28 protein-coding genes are annotated in these 21,484 nt (G+C 54.4%); 22 read left to right on the top strand and 6 right to left on the bottom strand.

The features are described 5' to 3' along the window. Window positions 1–144 precede the first annotated feature (144 nt). Together ACMGGQ_RS17925 and ygjG are read right to left on the bottom strand one after the other, a co-directional pair. Complete coding sequence (locus ACMGGQ_RS17925) at window positions 145–693, bottom strand: fimbrial protein BcfA (protein ID WP_048028925.1); 549 nt, start codon at window positions 691–693, stop codon at window positions 145–147. A 545-nt stretch (window positions 694–1,238) separates the two neighbouring features. Continuing rightward, window positions 1,239–2,618 (bottom strand): putrescine aminotransferase, encoded by a 1,380-nt coding sequence (gene ygjG, locus ACMGGQ_RS17920; protein ID WP_053076392.1) that lies wholly within the window; start codon window positions 2,616–2,618, stop codon window positions 1,239–1,241. 435 nt (window positions 2,619–3,053) lie between these two features. Between ygjG and ACMGGQ_RS17915 the strand changes: the two genes are divergently transcribed. Continuing rightward, the gene (locus ACMGGQ_RS17915; RefSeq protein WP_047072884.1) at window positions 3,054–4,574 is read left to right on the top strand and encodes a PAS domain-containing methyl-accepting chemotaxis protein; all 1,521 of its coding nucleotides are present in this window, start codon (window positions 3,054–3,056) and stop codon (window positions 4,572–4,574) included. Window positions 4,575–4,911: 337 nt separating this feature from the next. Continuing rightward, on the top strand, window positions 4,912–6,471 hold the full coding sequence (locus tag ACMGGQ_RS17910) for a methyl-accepting chemotaxis protein (protein WP_045910045.1): 1,560 nt from the start codon (window positions 4,912–4,914) through the stop codon (window positions 6,469–6,471). Here ACMGGQ_RS17910 and ACMGGQ_RS17905 read toward each other — a convergent pair. Then, window positions 6,468–6,962, bottom strand: a complete 495-nt coding sequence (locus tag ACMGGQ_RS17905; RefSeq protein ID WP_045910044.1) for a PadR family transcriptional regulator — start codon at window positions 6,960–6,962, stop codon at window positions 6,468–6,470. The genes ACMGGQ_RS17910 and ACMGGQ_RS17905 overlap by 4 nt on opposite strands. A gap of 147 nt (window positions 6,963–7,109) precedes the next feature. Here ACMGGQ_RS17905 and ACMGGQ_RS17900 point away from each other — a divergent pair, with 147 nt between their 5' ends. Then, window positions 7,110–7,874, top strand: coding sequence for a siderophore-interacting protein (locus tag ACMGGQ_RS17900; protein WP_420290363.1), 765 nt, complete (start codon window positions 7,110–7,112; stop codon window positions 7,872–7,874). Here ACMGGQ_RS17900 and ACMGGQ_RS17895 read toward each other — a convergent pair whose 3' ends face one another. Further along, window positions 7,875–9,044 (bottom strand): DNA repair protein, encoded by a 1,170-nt coding sequence (locus tag ACMGGQ_RS17895; RefSeq protein ID WP_045910042.1) that lies wholly within the window; start codon window positions 9,042–9,044, stop codon window positions 7,875–7,877. Window positions 9,045–9,441: 397 nt separating this feature from the next. On the opposite strand from ACMGGQ_RS17895, the gene ACMGGQ_RS17890 reads away from it, so the two are divergent. Then, window positions 9,442–9,945: a hypothetical protein gene (locus tag ACMGGQ_RS17890; protein WP_080347321.1), complete on the top strand. Its 504-nt coding sequence runs from the start codon at window positions 9,442–9,444 to the stop codon at window positions 9,943–9,945. After that, window positions 9,942–10,289: an outer membrane protein assembly factor BamE gene (locus ACMGGQ_RS17885; protein WP_045910041.1), complete on the top strand. Its 348-nt coding sequence runs from the start codon at window positions 9,942–9,944 to the stop codon at window positions 10,287–10,289. Before ACMGGQ_RS17890 ends, ACMGGQ_RS17885 begins: the two co-directional genes overlap by 4 nt. A gap of 55 nt (window positions 10,290–10,344) precedes the next feature. Here ACMGGQ_RS17885 and ACMGGQ_RS17880 read toward each other — a convergent pair whose 3' ends face one another. Next, window positions 10,345–10,920, bottom strand: a complete 576-nt coding sequence (locus tag ACMGGQ_RS17880; RefSeq protein WP_045910040.1) for a phage repressor protein CI — start codon at window positions 10,918–10,920, stop codon at window positions 10,345–10,347. 227 nt (window positions 10,921–11,147) lie between these two features. Here ACMGGQ_RS17880 and ACMGGQ_RS17875 point away from each other — a divergent pair, with 227 nt between their 5' ends. From ACMGGQ_RS17875 to ACMGGQ_RS17795, 17 genes are all read left to right on the top strand, one after another. After that, window positions 11,148–11,486 carry a DUF5347 domain-containing protein gene (locus tag ACMGGQ_RS17875; protein ID WP_023616298.1) on the top strand — a complete coding sequence of 113 codons (339 nt, stop codon included), beginning with the start codon at window positions 11,148–11,150 and terminating at the stop codon, window positions 11,484–11,486. A gap of 68 nt (window positions 11,487–11,554) precedes the next feature. Continuing rightward, complete coding sequence (locus ACMGGQ_RS17870; protein WP_023616297.1) at window positions 11,555–11,782, top strand: DUF2732 family protein; 228 nt, start codon at window positions 11,555–11,557, stop codon at window positions 11,780–11,782. After that, the gene (locus tag ACMGGQ_RS17865) at window positions 11,782–12,003 is read left to right on the top strand and encodes a TraR/DksA family transcriptional regulator (RefSeq protein ID WP_048028939.1); all 222 of its coding nucleotides are present in this window, start codon (window positions 11,782–11,784) and stop codon (window positions 12,001–12,003) included. The genes ACMGGQ_RS17870 and ACMGGQ_RS17865 overlap by 1 nt, the downstream gene beginning before the upstream one ends. A gap of 1 nt (window position 12,004) precedes the next feature. Next, complete coding sequence (locus tag ACMGGQ_RS17860; RefSeq protein ID WP_420290362.1) at window positions 12,005–14,194, top strand: replication endonuclease; 2,190 nt, start codon at window positions 12,005–12,007, stop codon at window positions 14,192–14,194. Between the two features lie 109 nt (window positions 14,195–14,303). Then, window positions 14,304–14,744 (top strand): DinI-like family protein, encoded by a 441-nt coding sequence (locus tag ACMGGQ_RS17855; RefSeq protein WP_023616189.1) that lies wholly within the window; start codon window positions 14,304–14,306, stop codon window positions 14,742–14,744. Between the two features lie 178 nt (window positions 14,745–14,922). Then, the gene (locus tag ACMGGQ_RS17850; RefSeq protein WP_024906438.1) at window positions 14,923–15,126 is read left to right on the top strand and encodes a tail protein X; all 204 of its coding nucleotides are present in this window, start codon (window positions 14,923–14,925) and stop codon (window positions 15,124–15,126) included. Continuing rightward, window positions 15,117–15,338, top strand: a complete 222-nt coding sequence (locus ACMGGQ_RS17845; RefSeq protein WP_023616187.1) for an HP1 family phage holin — start codon at window positions 15,117–15,119, stop codon at window positions 15,336–15,338. Before ACMGGQ_RS17850 ends, ACMGGQ_RS17845 begins: the two co-directional genes overlap by 10 nt. Further along, a complete protein-coding gene (locus ACMGGQ_RS17840) occupies window positions 15,322–15,831 on the top strand; it encodes a lysozyme (RefSeq protein ID WP_023616186.1) in 510 nt (169 codons plus the stop codon). Before ACMGGQ_RS17845 ends, ACMGGQ_RS17840 begins: the two co-directional genes overlap by 17 nt. Further along, window positions 15,828–16,253, top strand: coding sequence for an Rz-like lysis system protein LysB (gene lysB, locus ACMGGQ_RS17835; RefSeq protein ID WP_045910034.1), 426 nt, complete (start codon window positions 15,828–15,830; stop codon window positions 16,251–16,253). The genes ACMGGQ_RS17840 and lysB overlap by 4 nt, the downstream gene beginning before the upstream one ends. Beyond that, on the top strand, window positions 16,141–16,386 hold the full coding sequence (lysC, locus tag ACMGGQ_RS17830; protein ID WP_234084609.1) for an Rz1-like lysis system protein LysC: 246 nt from the start codon (window positions 16,141–16,143) through the stop codon (window positions 16,384–16,386). Before lysB ends, lysC begins: the two co-directional genes overlap by 113 nt. Further along, window positions 16,349–16,816 carry a phage tail protein gene (locus tag ACMGGQ_RS17825; RefSeq protein ID WP_048224969.1) on the top strand — a complete coding sequence of 156 codons (468 nt, stop codon included), beginning with the start codon at window positions 16,349–16,351 and terminating at the stop codon, window positions 16,814–16,816. Before lysC ends, ACMGGQ_RS17825 begins: the two co-directional genes overlap by 38 nt. 112 nt (window positions 16,817–16,928) lie before the next feature. Then, complete coding sequence (locus ACMGGQ_RS17820) at window positions 16,929–17,570, top strand: phage baseplate assembly protein V (RefSeq protein ID WP_045910032.1); 642 nt, start codon at window positions 16,929–16,931, stop codon at window positions 17,568–17,570. Further along, window positions 17,567–17,917, top strand: a complete 351-nt coding sequence (locus ACMGGQ_RS17815) for a GPW/gp25 family protein (protein ID WP_023616182.1) — start codon at window positions 17,567–17,569, stop codon at window positions 17,915–17,917. The genes ACMGGQ_RS17820 and ACMGGQ_RS17815 overlap by 4 nt, the downstream gene beginning before the upstream one ends. A 5-nt stretch (window positions 17,918–17,922) precedes the next feature. Further along, entirely contained in the window at window positions 17,923–18,831 is a 909-nt protein-coding gene (locus ACMGGQ_RS17810) for a baseplate assembly protein (RefSeq protein ID WP_420290361.1), read from the top strand. Further along, the gene (locus ACMGGQ_RS17805; RefSeq protein WP_167213368.1) at window positions 18,824–19,432 is read left to right on the top strand and encodes a phage tail protein I; all 609 of its coding nucleotides are present in this window, start codon (window positions 18,824–18,826) and stop codon (window positions 19,430–19,432) included. The genes ACMGGQ_RS17810 and ACMGGQ_RS17805 overlap by 8 nt, the downstream gene beginning before the upstream one ends. Continuing rightward, on the top strand, window positions 19,429–20,496 hold the full coding sequence (locus ACMGGQ_RS17800) for a phage tail protein (RefSeq protein WP_420290360.1): 1,068 nt from the start codon (window positions 19,429–19,431) through the stop codon (window positions 20,494–20,496). Before ACMGGQ_RS17805 ends, ACMGGQ_RS17800 begins: the two co-directional genes overlap by 4 nt. After that, window positions 20,496–21,095, top strand: coding sequence for a tail fiber assembly protein (locus ACMGGQ_RS17795; RefSeq protein WP_406915564.1), 600 nt, complete (start codon window positions 20,496–20,498; stop codon window positions 21,093–21,095). The genes ACMGGQ_RS17800 and ACMGGQ_RS17795 overlap by 1 nt, the downstream gene beginning before the upstream one ends. On the opposite strand, the gene ACMGGQ_RS17790 is transcribed toward ACMGGQ_RS17795, so the two are convergent. Next, the gene (locus tag ACMGGQ_RS17790; protein ID WP_406915563.1) at window positions 21,067–21,480 is read right to left on the bottom strand and encodes a tail fiber assembly protein; all 414 of its coding nucleotides are present in this window, start codon (window positions 21,478–21,480) and stop codon (window positions 21,067–21,069) included. The genes ACMGGQ_RS17795 and ACMGGQ_RS17790 overlap by 29 nt on opposite strands. Between the last annotated feature and the right edge of the window lie 4 nt (window positions 21,481–21,484).

Raw genomic sequence — 21,484 nt, 5'->3', positions numbered from 1 at the left:
CTTTCTTAAATATATAACTGAATACACAGGACACCGTATTTCGTTTAATCCTCTGTATTCAATACATATAAAAATGCGTGTTTACATTGAAAAAACCTCCTTCACACCGGGGTGTGAAGGAGGTTCAACAACCTTCCGTCCAGATCAGGAATAAACCATCTGGAAAGTTGCCGTAGACGCTACGTTACCCGGTGTTGCCGCGCCAGTCGCGATATAGTCAACGCTCAGTGGAATGATATTTTCACCGTTAATCAGACCGATCGCTGAAGACGTGGTTCCCAGGTCAAGTTTTTTACCGTCAGGGCCAAACAGTTGCAGAGCAACGTTCAGCGCAGACCCTGCACCCGCAGTATTCGCCATCGCACCCGGCTGAGTGGCATCCTGCTGGGCGTTAAAAATGACGGCTGCATTTTGGCTCACGGACGTGTCGCAGTCTTCCAGCTTGATGTGGAAATCTTCTTTCTGATTGGCCAGCATTCCGCTTTCAGTCAGTTTTACGGTACGAACCTGGCTAAGAATTACGGTCTGGTCGACGGAGTCTGCAGCGACTGAACACGCTGCATTCACAACCTGACCTACGAAGTTAACGGTACCACCACTTACCGTTACCGTTGTGCTTTCCGCTTGTGCATTCATGGTTACAGCGCTTGCCATTGTGGCCGCAACAACCATTGCTAAGACATGCTTTTTCATACAAATCCTTTTAAATAAACAGTTCTCTGTCAAGTTGAAACAAAATTGTAAATACCTGAATCAAATAATGCTGGTTTAAAAGCCTTGATATACAGCATTATACAATAAATATGTTTCGCACATTCTCATGATGTTCCGGGGAATTATTTTATGCGCTGATAAATATTATATCAATCTGTTGGTTTCTCATTTTAAATTAGAAATTCTAAATGTATTTTTAACTTTATCTTTATTAATTTTTAGTATGAATTAGTACAGTAAACACTCGCCGCGGTGAAATTTTGCGGGTTTGTATCGCTGAGATTGATAATTGGAGTGTATTATTAAGTGTTGTCTTACAGTAAAGATTAAATATTTAATTTCGGGCTGAAATTACACGTCAAGGGAAGAGGCTATTCATTTTCATTATGGAATACTTGATTACAAATTGAAATGATTCGCGTCGGCGCTAAAGTCACCTCTTCTTGCGAAAGCTGTACGGTCCGGGAATGAAGTCAATATCTGTCAACTCTGTTCCCGGACCGTACAAAAGAAAAGAGGAATAATTATATTTCTTCCACTTTTACCCGCAGCGCCACCAGCGCTTTACGCGCCGCTTTCAGCACCTGCTCACACTGCTCAATCGTCAACGTCAGCGGGGGTTCCACGCGGATGGTTTTTGAGTTGTTGAGCGTGCCGGCCACCAGCACCCGCTGGCGGAACATCTCGCTCGCGAAGCTGTAGCCGATTTCGTTGTCAACAAACTCAATGGCCATCAGCAACCCTTTGCCGCGCGCATCCTGGATCAAATCCGGGAATTCACGGCCCAGCTGGCGGAAGCCATCCAGCAGCATGTCGCCTTTTTGCTCCGCCTGCGCAGGCAGGTTTTGCTCCAGCAGCACGTTGATGGTCGCCAGCGCCGCCGCACAGGCCAGCGGGTTACCGCCAAAGGTGGTGGTATGCAGGAACGGATTGTCGAACAGCACCGAGAACACCTCTTCGGTAGCCACCGTTGCGCCAATCGGCATGACGCCGCCGCCCAACGCTTTCGCCAGGCACAGAATGTCCGGTTGAACGTTCTCGTGCTCGCAGGCAAACATCTTGCCGGTACGCCCCATCCCGGTCTGGACTTCGTCGAGGATCAGCAGCGCGCCAAACTCATCGCACAGCTGACGCACGGCAGGCAGATAGCCCTGCGGAGGGAGGATGACGCCGCCTTCACCCTGAATCGGCTCCAGGATCACCGCCGCCACGTCATCGCCGGTTTTACGGCATTCGCTCAGTGCGGTGCGCATGGCGTGAATGTCACCGAACGGCACGTGGCGGAAGCCCGGCAGCAGTGGCATAAACGGTTTGCGGAAGGTGGATTTCGCGGTCGCCGACAGTGCGCCCAGGGATTTACCGTGGAACGCGCCGCTGGTGGCGATGAAAGTGAATTTCCCGCGCGGCGACTGGTACGCTTTGGCGAGCTTAATCGCCGCTTCGACCGATTCCGTGCCGCTGTTGCTAAAGAAGCTGTATTTCAGTTTGCCGGGCGTTAAGGCCGCCAGCGTTTTCGCGAGCATGGCGCGAAGCGGGTCGAGCAGTTCCTGGCTATGGAGAGGTTGTTTCGCAAGTTGATTCTGTACGGCGGAAACCACAACTGGATTACGGTGCCCCACGTTGAAAATTCCAAAACCTCCCAGGCAATCGATAAACTCCTGTCCCTGGGTGTCGACAAGCGTGTTCAGACTTCCCGCTTGCCACTCTACGGCTCCGTAATCCCCGCCGGCGGTAACAGATTTGCGATACTCCAGAAACCCTGGATTGACATGCTCTTTAAAGTAATCGATGACCTCTCGGTTAAGTTGTTTCATCTCCTCATGATCAAGCGTTCGCTTCTCAATGAGATTCAGTGCGTGCGCGGTACAGGCAAGAGCCGAGGCGCTGGAAGGTAACCTGTTCAAAATGTGCTCCCGGGGATCGCGTATCACATGATACTGGTTTAAGTATTGCAGGGATTACGCCACTTCAGATGCCTTAACGAAAATCGGGATAAACGCCAGGTTAAAATAATGTTGCACAATATTTAATCATGCCGATAGAAGCCAAACGAGATTTAGCGGTACGGGGCAGAGAGTATAAGGAAGGGGGTAAAAGCGCCGCTGCACTAAAGAAGTGCATACGCTGCGACTTAAGCGGGCATTAACGAGTCATGCTTTGTGGGTAATTTCTCTGCGAAAGTATTTGAAATCAATGGATTAAAAAATCGCACAAAAAGTATGGTTTAAGTCAAATCTGCGATCTCCATCAAGTTTAACAACTAAAGATAAATTGTTTACCGCCGAAAAAACAATGACCCACAAAATTAACATTCAAATAACCTGCAAGGGATGCACGCCATGTCCTCTCCAACCTATGTCACCCAGAATGAATATCCTCTGGACGATGACACCACCTTAATGTCTACCACAGACATCCACAGCTACATTACCCACGCCAACGACACCTTTGTGCAGGTGAGCGGTTACCAGCTCGATGAGCTGACGGGCCAGCCGCACAATATGGTGCGCCATCCCGATATGCCAAAAGCCGCGTTTGCCGATATGTGGTACACGCTGCAGCAGGGCGAGCCGTGGAGCGGGATTGTCAAAAACCGGCGCAAAAACGGTGACCACTACTGGGTGCGTGCTAACGCGGTGCCGATGGTGCGCCGTGGGCAGGTGACGGGCTATATGTCGATTCGCACCAGAGCCACAGCGGAAGAGATCGCCGCCGTGGAGCCGCTCTACCGGGCGCTGAACGACGGGCGCTGTAAAAAACGTATTCACAAAGGGCTGGTGGTGGGAAAGGGCTGGCTGGGTAAACTGCCGGCCATGCCGCTGCGCTGGCGCGTGCGCAGCGTGATGGCGGTGCTCTTTGCCGTACTCGCCGCCACGCTGGCCGCGACCTCCGCAGGCTGGACGCCGCTCGCCGCGGCCGCGGTGGTGATGCTGCTGGGAACGCTGCTGTTTGAGCAACAGATTGTCCGCCCGATCGAGAATGTGGCTCGACAGGCGCTGAAGGTCGCCACCGGCGAGCGCAATAGCGTGCAGCACCTGAACCGCAGCGACGAGCTGGGCCTGACGCTGCGCGCGGTAGGGCAGCTTGGCCTGATGTGCCGCTGGTTGATCAATGACGTGTCGAGCCAGGTGGTGAGCGTCCGTGACGGCAGCGACAGGCTGGCGCAGGGAAATGAAGATCTGAACGATCGTACGCGTCAGACCGTCGCGAACGTGCAGCAGACCGTCGCGACAATGAACCAGATGGCCGCGTCCGTTCAGAGTAACTCCGAAACCGCCGCCGAGGTGGACAAACTCTCCGTGGCCGCGAGCAGCGCGGCAACGAAAGGGGGCAATGCGATGCAGACCGTCGTTAAAACGATGGATGACATTGCCGACAGCACGCAGCGAATTGGCTCGATTACCTCTCTGATTAACGATATCGCTTTCCAGACCAATATTCTGGCGCTGAACGCGGCGGTTGAAGCGGCAAGGGCAGGCGAGCAGGGTAAAGGGTTTGCCGTGGTCGCGGGCGAAGTCCGCCATCTTGCCAGCCGCAGCGCCAGTGCGGCTAATGATATTCGTAAACTCATTGATGCCAGCGCCAGCAAGGTGCAGTCCGGCTCTGAGCAGGTACACGCTGCGGGCCGTACGATGGATGATATCGTTGTGCAGGTGAAAAACGTGACGCAGCTTATCGCCCAGATCAGCCACGCGACCTCCGAGCAGGCAACCGGATTATCAGAGTTAACCCGTGCGGTGGCTGAACTTGACAGCATCACGCAGAAAAACGCCGATCTGGTGGAGGAGAGCGCGCACATTTCTGCCATGGTGAAGCATCGCGCCGGACGTCTTAAGGATGCGGTGACCGTGCTCCATTGAGTCAGTCATGTTCCAAAAAAGCCGTTTATACCATAAGGAATAAACGGCTTTTTATTTTTCCTATTGTGACTATTAATGTGGTTTATTGTTAATTTAATATTAAATAACTAAAGAAAGTGCCTCAGTTATTTATTCCTGCCTAAGTCAGTTCTTCAGAATCCTGTTTCAAAAATACCCCGTTTGACGGTCTGGTAACGATCGATGAAGCAATATTAATAGCCTACACCTATGCATTGTGAGGGTTATGAAATAAAAAAACGATCAAAGTCATAAAGTTAGCCAATCCGTTACCGATAACAGCGATCGTCTGAGAAATAATCACATCGATGGAGTAAATATGTTCTTACATGACGTAAAGATCGGCACGAAATTATTTCTGGCGTTTGGGTTCTTTATTGTCCTGATGGCGATCAGCGCAAGTGTGTCTTTGCTGAGTCTGAACCGGGCAAATAATGGGATGCAATCCATTATTACCCATGACTATCCGACCACGGTAAAAGCGAACCAGTTAATCGATAACTTCCAGGAATTTATTAGCACTCAACAGCTGATGCTGCTGGACGAGCAGGGTACTTACACGGGGCAATCTCAGCAGCGCCTGAAAGAGATCAGCGAGCATATTACGGTGATTCTGGGCGAGCTGAACAACGCCTTGCAGGATCAAAAGTCTCAGCAGGTGCTGGCGGATATCCGCAGCGTGCGCCAGCAGTATCTGGATTCGCGCTATCGTATTTTGCAGGCAGTGCAGAACAACAACCGTGCGGGCGCCATTCAGGAGATGATGACCACCACCCTTGCCGTGCAGCAGGCTTATAAAGCGAAGGTGAAGGAGTTGATTGCCATTCAGAACAGCGAGATGCAGCGTGCGGGTACGCAGGTGGAAGGGGATTTCAGGTCTAACCGTCTACTGCTGATCCTGCTCACGCTCTTTAGCGTTGCGGCAGGCAGCCTGATTGGCTGGTTTATCGTGCGCGCTATCACCCGCCCGCTCGGTGAGGCGGTGAATTTCGCAAAAGCGATTTCAGAGGGCGATCTGACGGGCAGCATCACGCCACACGGCAAAGACGAAACGGGCCTGTTGCTGCATGCGCTGATGGAGATGAAGACGCGTCTGCTGGACATTGTGCAGCAGGTGCAGACCGGCTCGGAGAATATCTCCAGCGCAGCCGCGCAGATTGTCGCCGGTAACCAGGATCTGGCCGCACGCACGGAAGAGCAGGCCAGCTCCGTTGAACAGACTGCCGCCTCGATGGAGCAGATCACCGCGACGGTGAAAAATACCGCCTCGCATACCGGTGAAGCGACCAATCTTTCTGCCGATGCCGCCACGGTGGTCAAAAACAACGGTGAGATGATGAAGCAGGTGACCAGTAAAATGCGCCTGATTAACGAGACCTCCAACCGGATGTCCGACATTATCGACCTGATCGATGCCATTGCATTCCAGACCAACATTCTGGCGCTGAACGCGGCGGTGGAAGCGGCGCGCGCCGGTGAGCATGGCCGCGGCTTTGCGGTGGTCGCCGGGGAGGTGCGCCAGCTTGCCCAGAAGAGCGCGTCGTCTGCCAGCGAAATCCGGGAGCTGATTGAGAGCTCCACCAGCCAGACCCAGGACGGGATGAACCTGGTCGAAAAAGCGAGTGGGCTGATTAACGGCATGGTCGGCAACGTGGAGGAGATGGATGCGATCCTGCGTGAGATCCGTCAGGCCAGCCATGAGCAGACGGAGGGGATCTCGCAGATTAACAGCGCGATTGGCCTGATTGACGCCACCACCCAGCAAAACTCCGCGCTGGTGGAGGAGTCCGTCGCGGCGGCGGCATCGCTTAATGAACAGGCGATGCACCTTAAAGAGCTGGTACGCGTCTTCCGCGTGAGCGAGCACGCACCGGCTTAATCCAGTTGGGAGATCTCCAGCGCCGCGCGGTCAATCACGCCGATAATCTGCTTAAGCTGCGCGTCGCTGAGCTCTCCCTGATTTACCTTCAGGTCCAGTACCGCTTTGAAGTTATCCAGAGCCCGCTTCATCTGCGGGTTTTTGCGTAGCTGAAAGCCGACGCTGCGCGCTTTGATACGCACCTGGATCTGTTCCAGCTGTTCCTGGTTTTCATCCAGCCAGCGTTGTCCTTCAGCGGTAATCGCAATGCGCTTACGCCCGTTTTCTTCTTCCGTAATGGTGATAAATGTCTGATCCTGCAGATAATCCAGGGTTGGATAGATGACGCCCGGGCTCGGGGTGTAGTTTCCCTGCGTCAGGTTCTCGATCTCTTTGATCAGCTCGTAGCCGTGGCTTGCGCTACGGGTCAGGATATCCAGAATCACCAGCCGCAGATCGCCGTGGCCAAAAAAGCGCGGCCGACGCCCGCCGCCATCGTGTTCGTGTCGCATAATATGCCCTTCATTTTGATATATCTAAACTATATCTAAGATATATTCAGATGCAATCTAAAAGATCTTGCATTTTTCCTTATTAGTAATCATTATCATTTGAAAATTGATTTAGATATATCGTATTCACCAGAAAAGGGTCTAAAAATGGCATCTACCCGTTATCCACAGCGTGTTCGTAATGACCTGCGTTTTCGCGAACTGACGGTGCTCCGCGTTGAGCGCGTCAGCGCGGGTTTCCAGCGTATTGTGCTAGGCGGCGAGGCGCTGGAGGGCTTTAGCTCCCGCGGTTTCGACGACCATACCAAAGTCTTTTTCCCGGCACCCGGGACGACGTTTACGCCGCCGGTGGTCACCGATGAAGGCATCGACTGGGGTGACGGCGTGCGTCCGCAGGCGCGCGACTATACGCCGCTCTACGATGAGGCCCGTCATGAACTGGCGTTGGATTTCTTCATTCATGACGGCGGCATAGCCAGCGGATGGGCGCTACAAGCGAAGGTAGGCGATAAGCTGACCATCGGCGGCCCGCGCGGTTCGCTGGTGGTGCCGGAGGATTACGCCTGGCAGCTGTACGTGTGCGACGAGTCCGGCATGCCCGCGCTGCGTCGACGCTTAGAGAGCATTGCGCAACTGCCGGTTCGCCCGGACGTGCAGGCGATCGTGACGGTTGGGGATGAATCGTATAAGGACTATCTGGCGCACCTGAGCGCGTTCAACATCACCTGGGTGGTGGGCCACAGCGAGCAGGCAGTCGCGGACCATCTGGCGACGCTGACCGTTCCGGGGGACGATTACTTTATCTGGCTGACCGGGGAAGGGAAGGTGGTGAAAAGCCTGAGCCGTCAGTTTGAAGCCGACGCCATTGACCCGCAGCTGGTGCATGCCAGCGCATACTGGCACGCCAAATAATCAGGCTGCCGAATCCAGCTGCGCTTCGCTCACCTGATGTTCGAGCGAGGCGCGGACCTCGTGCAGCGCTTTCTCCTGCTGAGCAAAGTACGCTTCCATATTGCTCAGCGAGGAGACCAGCAGCCAGGACTCCTCTTTCTCCAGCTCCGCCAGCTCGTTCACTAAGGTGTCGATCTGCTCGCGGACCTGCGCCATTTTTTTGCGGATACGTTCCAGATCGTTCAGCCTGTCGCTGGCCATCAATGGCTCGAAGCCCTGCTGCAGGCGGGCCACCAGCGAGCGAATGGCTTTCACATCGCCGCGCTGCTTCGCCTGGTTAAGCTGCACCATCATGTTGTTGGCTTCTTCTTTCAGATCGTCCGCCACCAGATCCGGGTGGCAGAGCTTGCTCGCCTGCCGCCAGAGACGCTTGAGTTCGTTCTGGTCCTCTTGCGAAAGATGCTTACCTTTGCGCAGCCGCACTTCGGCATCGTGATGCTGTTCGCGATACTTCTCGTACTCTTCGTTGGCCTCGTCGCGAGCCTGACGCGCAGGCTCCTCTTCGCGCGTTAAGCCGCTCTCCAGCTCCTGCGCTTCGGCCAACAGGTTGGCAATCAGATTGCTTTGCTGCTCCAGATGCTTACGTGCCTCGGCGGCCTGGACGGAGTCAGCCGGGAGATCGCGCCAGCGCTGGGTGAGCGTCGCCAGCACCTCTACCGCCTGGGCCATATAGTGCTGGCAGCGACGGTAATCCTCCTCGCGACGACGCGCTTCCGCCTGCTGACGACGCAGGTTCAGCTCCGCCAGCGTTTTACGCAGGGCGAGGATCTGCTGCATCAGCGGCCCGAGGCGGGAGAAATAGAGATCGTTAAACTCATCAAGCTGCTGCACCCGCGCGTTGCGGCGGTCAATCAGATCGCGCAGACGCTCTTCCAGCGCCTTCAGCTCCAGCTTGCTGGCCGCCACCTGCGGATCGCGCCACGGGGTCACGGCGCGCTGGCCCTGCAGCCAGGCGGTAATGGCCGCCATGGCCGCGGTGTAGTTCTTCTCCTCAAGCGCCACGACGATTGCCTGTAGCTCATCGTCAAACGCTTCATTTTTCAGGCGTGTCAGCTGGCTCTGGATGATGTCATCATCTTCCAGCTCAATGGCATTTTTAATGATTTCTAGCCGTTTGATCGGTGTGCTCATGATGCCTTTCGCTTTGGCGCTTAAGTATTTGAGTTAAGGTTAGTTGTTGTAAAAGCCACAGGAAATAATACACACGGATGATGATCGGCGCGATGGGGGATTTCTTTAGTTTTGCAGTTTGTGAGTAAAGGAACTGGAGGGGTTGAGTTTACGGTTCCCGCTCTGCCAGTGTTACCACGCTTGAAGAGTGAGCCAACATTGGCGATTCGTTGTTCAAAGAGTATTAATAAACTCCTCAAAATCCAACGGCACGCGCATTTTTATTACACTAAACCTAAATTTATTTTTTTTAGTTGACCTTTATATCTATGAGTGATTTGTTAATAACATTCAGGGATGTTAATGCCTCGGGGTGTCTCTCTGAAAAATAAGCAAGGATATATATAAAGGTAACGGTATGCGATTTTTAAAATATATAATTATTCCAGCAATAGTGAGTCTTTCTGGCTGCAGTACTTTCTTTCCTGAGCCGAAAATGTACACGCCACCGCCGAGTAGCGAGGATGTCGCTAAGCTTCGTCTCATTGGGCCGCCGATGAGTTATGGCATCTATCAGTATGATAAATCTGGTAAAGAAACAGGTGGGTGGGTACTTAAGCACAATCGTTATTTGAACCCTTTCCTTGGGTCGACGAAAGATATTGGTCTCCCTAAAGTCACGGGGAAGAAATACGACAAAGACTATTTCGAAACGTTGATTGTGCCAGATGAAAAAACCACTATCCAGCACGCTTTATATCAGGGATGTAATGTATCGCTGACTTTCACGCCAGAAAAGAAAAAGATCTACGAAGGGCATATTAGCTATAGCGATAAAACGGGATATTGCGTGCTTTATATGAAAGAAGTCGCGCTTGATACCGTCAATGGCATTTATGTTGAAAAGGATTTTGTACAGTGAAAGCCATTAACTTTTTAGGCGTGGCGTTAGCCTGTCTCCTGAGCGCCTCATGTGCATCGAACTACGACGGAACCAAGGCGACAAGCCTGGCTCAGTATTCGGAAAAAGAGATAAAGCAGAAGCTGGTCCCAGAGGTCACGACCCGCAAAGATGTGCTGATTGCTTTTGGCGTACCAGCAAATACGGCTGACTACAATAATACGCGCCACTGGGAGTATACGTCGCAGATCATCGATCGTCGTATCTATCTCATCATTCCTCTTAATCTGGATCGCAAGCAGCACCTGTCCGTCGATTTTTCTGACAAAGGAATTCTGACTTCTTACAACTACATCGAAAAATAGCATTTAAAATCAACCAAAAGGCTGGCGAATCTCGTCAGCCTTGAATTTAGTATCCTCAGCTTACTTCGCTATAGATCCCCACCACGCGTCCCACCGTTTTTATCTCGTCGATACCGCATTCAAAGGGAACCTTGCCGCCCGCCACGTGAAGTTTTTTCCCCGGCAGCAGCGTCAGATCGCGGATGCTGGCGGTGCCTTCAATCTCAACCAGCCACAGGCCGTCGGTTAACGACGCCTCTTTTTCGATAAAGTGCAGCTTCCCCTCTGCCCGGACGGCGATGCCGCGCGTCAGCGGTTTGCTAAAGAAAGCAGCGTCGATACTCAAAATGGAATTTTCTTCCAGCCTCCCGTCACTGAGTGTGAATGTCGCAACCGAAACGGGATCGCCCGGGGCGGGGTTTCCTGCAAACTGCGCACCCTGGCCGGTCATCAGCCAGCGAAGGCTGGCGCCGGTGTCCAGCGCACACTGAACCGCAAAGTCGTAAGAGATGGTACCGCGCGCGTAGCGGTTCTGAAGCGAGCTGGCGGCGATATTAAAGTGTCGGGCCAGCTGGATTTTCTGCGTGAAACCATATACCTGACAGATTCTATCGAGCAATTCTTCATTATTCACTTGAGAATCTAGTATCAAAATATATTCCTTTGGGCGTTTACTAATACTCATTTGGGTATTAGTATCATTACAAATTCGGGCAATCAGCGGCAGACGTTGGCAAACTGAGGCTAATGATTGCAGGCATTATCAAAATGGGAATCATGCAGCATGGCTTCCGAAATCGCAATCCTCAAACGGCGGAAAAAGCCGTGCTCTGCCCGTTTTGAACGCATTAGCGTGCATACATTTACGCGAGGGGAGATATGGCGATAGAAGCTGCCCGTGCAAGGGTTCCACTAAGCGTGGGGGCGCGTCTTAGCGGGCTTAACCACATCGCTGAACTGCGCGCCCGCTACGGGAGCGATAGCGGGAAAGAGCTGGCACGGTTTATGGCTGACATGCGCGATAAGCGCGATCCCTTTTTTGAGGAGAACAGCAGGGCGCTGGCCGCTCTCTTTTTCCTGGCGAGATTACCCGTCGCCCGTCATGAGTGCGATATCAGCGAGCTGACCACAGAGGAGAAAAGAGCGCTAATTACCGCGATGAATCATTTTCGTGCTGTTGTGAGTTTATTTCCTGAACGGCTGACCATGCCGTTGTAACCCAACCCAAAAACGAATGGCGTAAACCCGCCGGGCACCCTGTTGCCTGAATTTAAGGAGAACGCGTAATGCGACACAGTGAAAACCGCCCTTATCCGATCGGAAGTGAAGAACTGCAACGCCTGCTGATGGAGGCAAAAACAGAGGAACGATGCGCGCGCGCCCTTGCGGTCTCCCTGCGTCTGGAGGCGCTGGCAAGCCAGATCTACAAAACCGGCATGAGCGGAGAAGACGTTGCCGAACTGCTGTGCCACGAGGCGGCCCGCTACGAGCGTGAATCCCAGGAGCTGCACTGATGGCCGATTTTATCGATCTTGCCCAGGCGCGCGAGCAAGAAGACAGAGAGCGCCACATTAATAGCGCCCGCAGACGACCCGCATCGCCTTCACGTTTCTTCTGCGAGGAGTGCGAGGCTCCAATACCACAGGCGCGCCGTATGGCGGTGCCCGGCGTGGCCCTGTGCGTCACCTGTCAGGAGATCGCGGAGATGAAAAATAAACACGTCCGGGGAGGGTGAGTTGGCTACGTCATTCGCTTATCCGTGGAATGCGCCGCGGTCAGCCATCGCCAGCCCTTATCTTACCCATGCCCAGCAGCAGCGTCGCGATCGCTTCTTCGCGGCGCTGCAGCAGGCAAGAATGGCCCTCTCACAGCAGCCTGACTGCGTGCGTTTTGAGGTCTGGCGCGCGGTTGACGCCCTCGAACAGCATCGTGGCAGCCCGCAGGCTAACGCCTTTTTGATCCGCTTCTGCAACAGGATATTGCCCCGCCTGCGGCGGGTCTCTGAACGCTATGCCTGCGCAGGTTTGCATGACGCAGTCTCCCGAGCCGTGTTTAAAGGCCATTTCGATACCCAGCTTCTGCAGTACCTTGCCTCGCGAATGGTTGAACTGGTTGCCCGCTATAACCGTCTGCCGGATATGTCCCGCGCGGATATCGACCTGCTGGCGGGCGATATTGCCAGCTTTATTCGCGGCGAGCTGGCAAATATTAACGATGCCGATATGGGCGAATACCAGACGCTCTTCATCTGGTATCAGCGCGCCGGACTGATCGCCCGGCAGTTCAACGTGTCGCCTCCGCACTGGGAGCGGGTGTCGAAGACATTTTTCAACAAAGACGATGTTGCCGCCGCGGTGATGCGGATGTTTTCCGAGGCGTGGTGGCGCGGGCGTTTACGTCGGATCGCGGCTGCCTGGCGCGAGCATTTGCAGATTGCTCTCGGCAACGTCAGCAAAAAGAGAATGGCGTATGCGAGCAAACGCTGCGTGACCGAGTGGCGCGAGCAGAAGCGCCGCACCCGTGAATTTCTCAAGGGCATGGAGCTGGAAGATGAAGAGGGCAACCGCATTAGCCTGATTGAAAAATACGATAGCTCGGTGGCCAACCCGGCGATACGTCGCTGTGAGCTCATGACCCGCATTCGCGGGTTTGAAAATATCTGCCAGGCGCTGGGCTATGTGGGCGAATTCTATACCTTAACCGCCCCCGCGCAGTATCACGCCACCGTGAAATCGGGCTACCCCAACGCGAAGTGGAACGGGGCCAGCCCGGCGGATACGCAAGGCTACCTCACCCGGGTGTGGGCGCGCATCCGCGCAAAGCTGCACCGGGAAGGTCGCCGTATCTTTGGTATCCGCGTCGCGGAACCCCATCACGACGGTACGCCCCACTGGCACATGCTGGTGTTTATGCGGCCGGAAGACGTCGAATGCGTTCGCCGGATTATAGGGGACTACGCCCGGGAGGAGGATGCCGCTGAGCTGCAGAGCGAAAGCGCCAGACAGGCTCGCTTTCACGCGGACGCGATCGATCCGCAGAAAGGCAGCGCTACCGGCTATATCGCCAAATACATCTCAAAGAATATCGACGGCTATGCGCTCGATGGCGAGACCGATAACGAAAGCGGCGGCCTGCTGAAGGAGACGGCGTCCGCCGTATCGGCCTGGGCAGGGCGCTGGCACATTCGCCAGTTTCAGTTCATCGGCGGCGCGCCGGTAACGGTCTACCGCGAGCTGCGCCGACTGGCAGACGCAGAGACCGCGCGTGGTCTGAGCGTCGAGTTTGCTGCCGTCCATGAAGCTGCCGACGCCGGTGACTGGGCGGGTTACGTCACTGCACAGGGCGGCCCGTTTGTGCGTCGCGATGATTTACAGGTGCGCACGCTGTATGAGCCGGGTACCGGGTTTAACCAGTACGGCGAAGAAACGGTCCGCATCCGCGGCGTGTACGATGCCGCCGTCGGCGCGGGCAGCCCGGTTTTAACCCGGCTCACGCAGTGGAAAATTGTGCCGAAGCGGGCCCAGGAGCCTGAGGATGTATCTGCGCCTTCTCGGAGTTCTGTCAATAACTGTACGCTGAGCGATCTCTCTCAACCCCTTAACCGGCGTGCGAGACGGGCATTAACCGAGCGTATCAGGCACATCCGGCCCGGCGCAGCGGCGCCCTTTATCTACGAGCGGGATCCGCAGAACGGGGTCCCGGAGAAGGTGATTGATGAGGTTTGGCTCGCCACCGGAATCGCCATCAGTCGCGCAGAGGCCCTGCATCTTATGGCGGGCGGCGTAGGCCGCTTTAACGACAAATGGTGCAGAGGCGCAGCTGACGGATCGCTCTTTCCGGCAGCGCGTTCTTATCAGCACAAGGCGCGGAAAATCCTTGAACGTATTGGGCATTTATCGGATCTGTTCGCTCTGAGAGCACGCTAATCTCCATCGATATCATGCACATACCGTGAAGAGTTCTGATTTTTCGCTTCACTCTTTTTATGAATACGTGCTACTGTATGTTTATACAGTATCTCGTGGTGGAGGTTGTGTGGACAGAGAGTTGAACGAGCAGGTCATGATTGAACGCGTCGAGATGATTGCTCGACTGACGACAGAAGGAACATGTCAGGAAAGAGATCGTGAGATTGCCCTGAATTTGATTGCTGAGATTGCGCGGGGAAATTTAATCAAAAACAACGCGTTTACCGTTGTTTTCTCAGCATCGCCTGTTCCGGAACGCATCAAAAAAGAGGGTAACGTTCGGGTGAACATTACGCTCGATAAAGACCAGCAGATTGGCCATGGCGTCGTCGAGGCCTTCCAGAACGAACTGACCCGCCGAATAAGATCCCTGTTCCCGTCATCGCGGGTGACCGTGAAAATAGGATCGATGACGGGAGTAGAGCTCCAGGGGCTCGAAGGAGAAGCCGATCGCGAGATGCTGGATAATATTCTCCGGGAAGTCTGGGAAGACGAGAGCTGGCGCTAGCCCAGCGTCATTACCCGAACGCACGCCCTCATTCTGATTTTGCGCTTTCGTTGACCCACGCTTCGCTGCATGTGGACGGTCTGTTGTGTCCGCGATTGTCCATCCGTCAGCGATAGCGAAAAGGCCGCCAGCCCGGGAAACTCTACAGTACCTGGTAACCGGATGTTGGGAGCGTCTGATGAAGATCTATGCAATGCAGGGGGACACGCTTGATGCCGTTTGCGCCCGTTATTATGGGCGCACGGCTGGCGTCGTAGAAGCCGTTCTGAAGGCCAATCCTGGCCTCGCGGAGTCAGGCGTTATCTTGCCTCACGGCACACCGGTAGAGATGCCGGAGGTAAATAGCGCCCCTACCAAAGAATCCGTAAATCTATGGGACTGAGCCTGGAGAAAATCACCACGTTTATCGCCTACTGGCTGGCCGTGGCGCTGGCCTGGTTCGGGGCGATGTCGCCTGAAAAGGTCGCGCTGTACGTGGGGAGTGTTTGCGCCATTTTTACCGCGCTGACGAACTACTGGTTTAAGCGAAAAACCTGGCGCTATCTCCAGTCGCTGGGCCTCGATAAGAAGAGCATTCGTGAACTCAATCATTAAGCGTTGCAGCGTCGCCGGCGTGCTGGCCCTGGCTGTGCTGATGCCCGACTTTCGTTTACTGAAAACGTCCCCTGAGGGGCTGGCGCTGATTGCCGATCTCGAAGGTTGTCGCCTCTCGCCCTACCGGTGCAGCGCTGGGGTATGGACGTCAGGCATTGGCCACACGGCAAACGTTGTGCCGACGCGGGACATTACCGAGCGTGAGGCCGCGGTAAATCTGGTTGCTGATGTGCTCAACGTTGAGCGACGGCTGGCGACGTGCGCGCCGGTGGAGATGCCGCCGCGGGTCTACGACGCGCTGGTGAGTTTTACCTTTAATGTTGGTGCAGGCGCCGCCTGCCGTTCGACTCTGGTGTCTTTTATTAAGCGTAAACAGTGGTCGCAGGCGTGCGAACAGCTTACCCGCTGGGTGTACGTCAACGGCGTTAAAAATACTGGTCTGGAAAATCGCCGTGTCCGCGAGAAGGCCTGGTGCATGAAGGGGCTGCCATGAGAGTCCTCATGCTGCTGCTGGCCGGGCTGCTGGCGATCGCGCTGTGGCTTCGTCATGACAACCAGACCCTGTCCCGTTCCTTAGCCACGGCCAACCGGGTCGCCAGCGAACAAAAAAATGCCCTCGCCACGCTTAACCATCAGCTGTCCCAGTCGCAACGGATGGCCAGAGCAAACGAAAACGCCCAGGTCAGGCTCCGTGAAGAGCTTGTTACTGCGGGCGAGGAGAGGGCAAGACGGGAAGCGACTATCGGGAGATTACTCAATGAAAATGAAGCATTACGCCGCTGGTATACCGCTCAGCTGCCTGATGCTGTGCGCAGGTTGCACACCCGCACCGCCTGCGCCTCCGCAGCCCATTGTTTACAACGCCTGCCCGAAGGTGAGCCGCTGCCCGATGCCGGGAAGCGAACCCGCCACTAACGGCGATCTCAGCGCCGATATACGCAGGCTTGAGTACGCCCTTATCGCCTGCGCGCTGCAGGTTGAAACCATTAAAGACTGTCAGGATAAACTCGATGCACAAACTCAAGAGCCTGCGTCAGGCATTAATTGACGCGATCCCCCAACTGAATGCCAACCCGGAGCGCCTGCAGATGTCGGTCGGCAGCGGCAATATAGACGCCCGCCTTGCCTCCTCGCTCTCCTTTGAAAAACGGTATGTGCTGAACGCGAAGGTTAGCGGTTTCACGGGCGACAGCGAGGGATTTTTTGTTCCGGTATTGGCCTGGCTGCGGGAAAACCAGCCGGACATTTTTACCCTCGATGAGGGACGCAAAAACGGATATACCTTCGCGATCGTTTTAAACGATGACGCTACGATGGATATCAGCATCAGCATGCAATTAACCGAGCGCATTCTTGTTTCCGAGGAACAGGGCGTTCTGCACGCGACCTATTCCCCGGAGCCGCCGCTGCCGGAGCCCGTCACGCGTCCGAAGGCGTTGTACATCAACGGTGAGCTGGTCAGCCAGTGGGAGGACTAAGCTCCCCACGCTGAAGGCCGCCAGCCGCCTGCTGTCTGGACCGCTTGTTGTATCATCCCGCAGAAAACCCCGTCTCGTTGCTGCCGTTCCTCCTGAACGGCATTCTCTTCTCATGAATACATTAACTTCCATGCACGGTATCGCTCGCGCGATCCGCAATCTGATTCGTATCGGTGTTGTGACCGACGTTGACCTCAACAGAGGGCTTTGTCGTGTCCAGACCGGCGGGATGAAAACCACCTGGCTGAACTGGCTAACCTGCCGTGCGGGACGTTCGCGCGTGTGGTGGGCCCCTTCCGAGGGAGAGCAGGTGCTGCTGCTGGCCATCGGCGGTGAGCTGGATACCGCCTTTGTGCTGCCCGGCATTTTCTCTGACGACCATCCGGCGCCGTCCGGGTCGCCTGACGCGTTCCACGTCGCGTTCCCTGACGGCGCGGTGATCGAGTACGAACCCGGACGCGGGGCGCTGACGGTTTCAGGCATTAAAACGGCCGACATTTCCGCTTCTGAATCGCTGACCGCCACCGTGCCGGAGGTGCGGGTGATCTCAACGTCCCGCATCACGCTGGATACGCCTGAAGTGGTGTGTACCAACAAGTTAATTACCGCCTCGCTGGAAGTGCAGAAGGGCGGGGTGATGACCGGAAATATTGAGCACTCCGGCGGTAAATTGACCTCCAACGGGGTGCAGGTGGACAACCACGCGCACGGCAGTGTGCAAAGCGGCGGAAGCTGGACTAAGGGGACACAATGACGGTGCGTTACAGGGGAATGAACAGGCAGACCGGGCTAAGCCTTTCAGAGGCTGACCACATCCGGCAGAGCGTGCGCGACATTCTGGTTACGCCGATTGGCTCGCGGGTCATGCGCCGGGATTACGGCTCGCTGCTGGCGGCGATGATCGACAGGCCGCAGAGCCCGGCGCTGCGCCTGCAGATCATGGCCGCCTGTTATTCCGCCATCCAGAAATGGGAGCCGCGGATAAGCCTGACGGCCATCACTTTCGAACGTTCGGAGAACGACGGGACGTTGTATGTCGATATTACCGGCACGCGCCCGACCTCCGGACAATCCTTTTCTATCACCATTTCACTGAGTTAAACGCTATGGCTATTGTTGATCTGAGCCAGCTCGCCGCGCCTGATGTCGTGGAGGAGGTGGATTATGAAACGCTGTTGGCAGAACGAAAGGCCACCTTTGTCTCCCTCTATCCGGAAGAGGAGCGAGAGGCGATTGCACGGACGCTGACGCTGGAATCCGAGCCGATTGTGAAGCTCCTGCAGGAGAACGCCTACCGGGAAGTTATCTGGCGCCAGCGTGTAAACGAGGCAGCACTAGCTGTGACGCTGGCCTATGCTGCCGGTCACGACCTTGATGTTATCGCGGGAAACAATAACACCGAACGCCTGATCATCACCCCGGGAGATGACACTACCATTCCGCCAACGGCGGTCGTCATGGAGTCAGATGCTGACCTTCGACTGCGCGCGCAGCAGGCATTTGAAGGATTGAGCGTCGCGGGGCCGGTTGGAGCCTATGAATATCATGGTCGAAGTGCCGACGGACGGGTCGCTGACGTTTCGGTTGAAAGCCCTCAGCCTGCACACGTGACGATTTCGGTGTTATCCCGTGAGGGTGATGGCACCGCTCGTCCTGAATTACTGGAGGTTGTTGAAAAAGCGCTTAACGCTGAAACCGTCCGCCCGGTCGGCGATCGTGTGACAGTTCAGTCAGCAGAAATTGTGCCTTACAAGATAAACGCAACGCTCTACGTTTATCCCGGACCAGAGTCTGAACCTATCAGGCAAGCAGCAGAGCAGAAACTGCAAAATTATATCAGCGCACAGCATCGCCTTGGACGCGATATCCGCCTGTCGGCCATTTATGCAGCACTTCACGTTGAAGGTGTGCAGCGCGTTGAACTGATATCTCCCCAGTCTGACATTGTGCTGACTAAGTCGCAGGCATCGAACTGTACCTCGTATCAGATAACTATCGGGGGTTCGGATGAGTGACAGGCTATTACCCGTTGGGTCCTCACCCCTGGAAATCGCCGCTGCCGCTGCGCTCTCGAATATTGAGCGTGTGCCGGTACCGCTACGCACGTTATGGAACCCCAGCGCATGCCCGGTGAATTTACTTCCCTACCTGGCATGGGCGCTGTCGGTAGACCGTTGGGATGAGGCGTGGCCAGAGAGCACAAAACGCAGCGTCATTATGTCCTCGTTTTTCGTCCATCAGCACAAAGGAACCATCAGCGCATTGCGTCGTGTGGTGGAACCGCTTGGCTTTTTGATAGAGGTGCGCGAGTGGTGGCAGCTCGATGAGGAGCCAGGCACATTCCGTCTGGTTGTCGGTGTGCTTGATAACGGCATCACTGACGAAATGTATCAGGAGCTTGAACGGCTAATTGAAGATGCCAAACCGGCAAGTAGACACATGACCGGGCTGGCTATCAGCCTGAGCTCAACGGGAGAGTTTTATGTCGGCGCAGGATGCTATCACGGCGATGCGCTGGCTGTTTACCCCTATACCACTGAGGAACTTATTGTCGGTGGTGATTATTACCCGGCCTCGGCCATCCATTTGATTGATAACCTGAGAGTGAACGCATGACCGCAAAATATTTTGCCATACTGACTAATCAGGGCGCGGCGCGGCTAGCTAACGCGACGGCACTTGGTACAAAACTCAATCTGACGCAAATGGCGGTAGGCGACGCTAACGGAACGTTGCCCACCCCCGATCCTGCGCAGACGAAGCTCGTTAACCAAAAACGCATTGCGCCGCTAAACCTGCTCGCTGTTGATCCGAACAATACCAGCCAGATCATCGCTGAGCAGATTATTCCCGAGAATGAGGGAGGGTTCTGGATCCGAGAGATCGGTCTCTATGACGACGACGGCATTCTGATCGCCGTAGCTAACTGCCCGGAAACATACAAGCCTCAGCTGCAGGAAGGAAGTGGCCGCACGCAGACCATTCGCATGATTCTGATTGTGTCTAGCACATCTTCAATTTCCCTGAAAATTGATCCGTCAATTGTGCTGGCAACGCGCCAGTATGTTGACGATAAAATTATTGAAGTGAAGAGCTATGCTGATGATCAGATGAAAAAGCACATTGCTGCTGATAATCCGCATAAACAGTACCCTTTAATCGCCAATGCGTTAAAAGAAATTGCCGATGCAGGGTTGAGTGCTGAGGTTCTCAAAAACCTTGGTTTAGGAGAAGGGTCAGCTTTGCCGGTGGGCGTCCCCGTTCCGTGGCCGTCAGCAAATCCACCGACGGGGTGGCTCAAATGCAATGGCGCGGCGTTCACCGCCTCACAGTATCCCAAGCTTGCACTGGCTTATCCTGCGCTCAGATTACCTGATTTACGTGGTGAGTTTATCCGTGGCTGGGATGACGGGCGAGGGATTGACGCTGGTCGTGGGCTGCTGTCATTCCAGGAAGGTACTATTGTTTCGGGCTTTGATGACAATGATACGGGAGATATCAGCTCAATCGGGTCTGCTGCCTATGGGTTCGGTGATGTAATGACCGCAGCACAATGGGAAAATATTAAAGGAAAAAAATGGATAGGTAGTCCGGCAAATTCGCAGCGTTACGATTGGTGGGCTTATGTTTCAGCCCGCCCCCGTAACATCGCATTTAACTACATCGTGAGGGCCGCATAATGGTGATGGCAAAATTAAACAGTGAACATATCGCCATTATGGCCGGTGAGATTACTGTGTTTAATTATGATGGGGCGACGGGAGAATATCTTTCTTCATCCGTTGAATATTTAGTGGAAGGTGTAGGCATTCCAGCCTTATCCTGTATTGATGCACCTGGAGTAGCTCTGGAAGGTTTTACTATCTGTCGCACCTCTGACTTAAGCGCATGGGAGTACCTCGCCGATCATCGCAGTGAAACTGTATACAGCACGAAGACAGGTCAACGAGTCACGATATCCCTGCCGGGTGATTATCCGAAAGACACGACTACAGAAGCCCCTGGTACGCCATATGATAAGTGGAACGGTAGCCAGTGGTTGACTGACTTGAAAGCGCTGCACGCTGCGGATGTGGTGACGGCAGAAAAGACGAAAACCGAGTTACTGGCAGAAGCAACAGCGATTATCGCTCCACTGACAGATGCTCAGACTGGAGGCTATATCGAAGATGCAGACGTGTCACGCCTGGCAGAATGGCAGCGGTACCGATACCAACTGACTAAAGTCGATATCAGTACCGCGCCTGCCATTACCCTTCCGCCGAAACCGGAGATGTAGGCCACTTGAAAGCGGGTGCCTTTGATGTATCAACACGCATCAGCAGCACCCGGTATTTTTTCCAGTCAATAAGTTGGTTTTTTTCTTCATCTGTCGCGAGATCTAGATCGAAAGCATCCTGTAATGGTGCAATGACATTCGTTGCTTGCCGTAACAAAGATGTTTTCTTGCGTTCAGCCTGGTTAATAAGTACTTCATGTGTCAGTGGTGGAGGAGCAATCGCAATTGGATTGCCCTTATCATCCGAAGTAATTATTTTCCCGGCAGATTGATCCTGCAATAATTCAAGGTATTTCTCGTCTGTGATTTCAACAGCATCATCAGGAATGTTTTTCCCGTTGATATAAGGTGTATAAAATCCGCCGGTTGATTTAGCGTAAAACATAACT

The sequence above is a fragment of the Enterobacter sp. BNK-13 genome (genome assembly GCF_048685015.1).
Taxonomy (GTDB): domain Bacteria; phylum Pseudomonadota; class Gammaproteobacteria; order Enterobacterales; family Enterobacteriaceae; genus Enterobacter; species Enterobacter quasiroggenkampii.
Note: the sequence above shows the minus strand (reverse complement) of the source record. Positions and strands in the feature narration are given on the sequence as shown.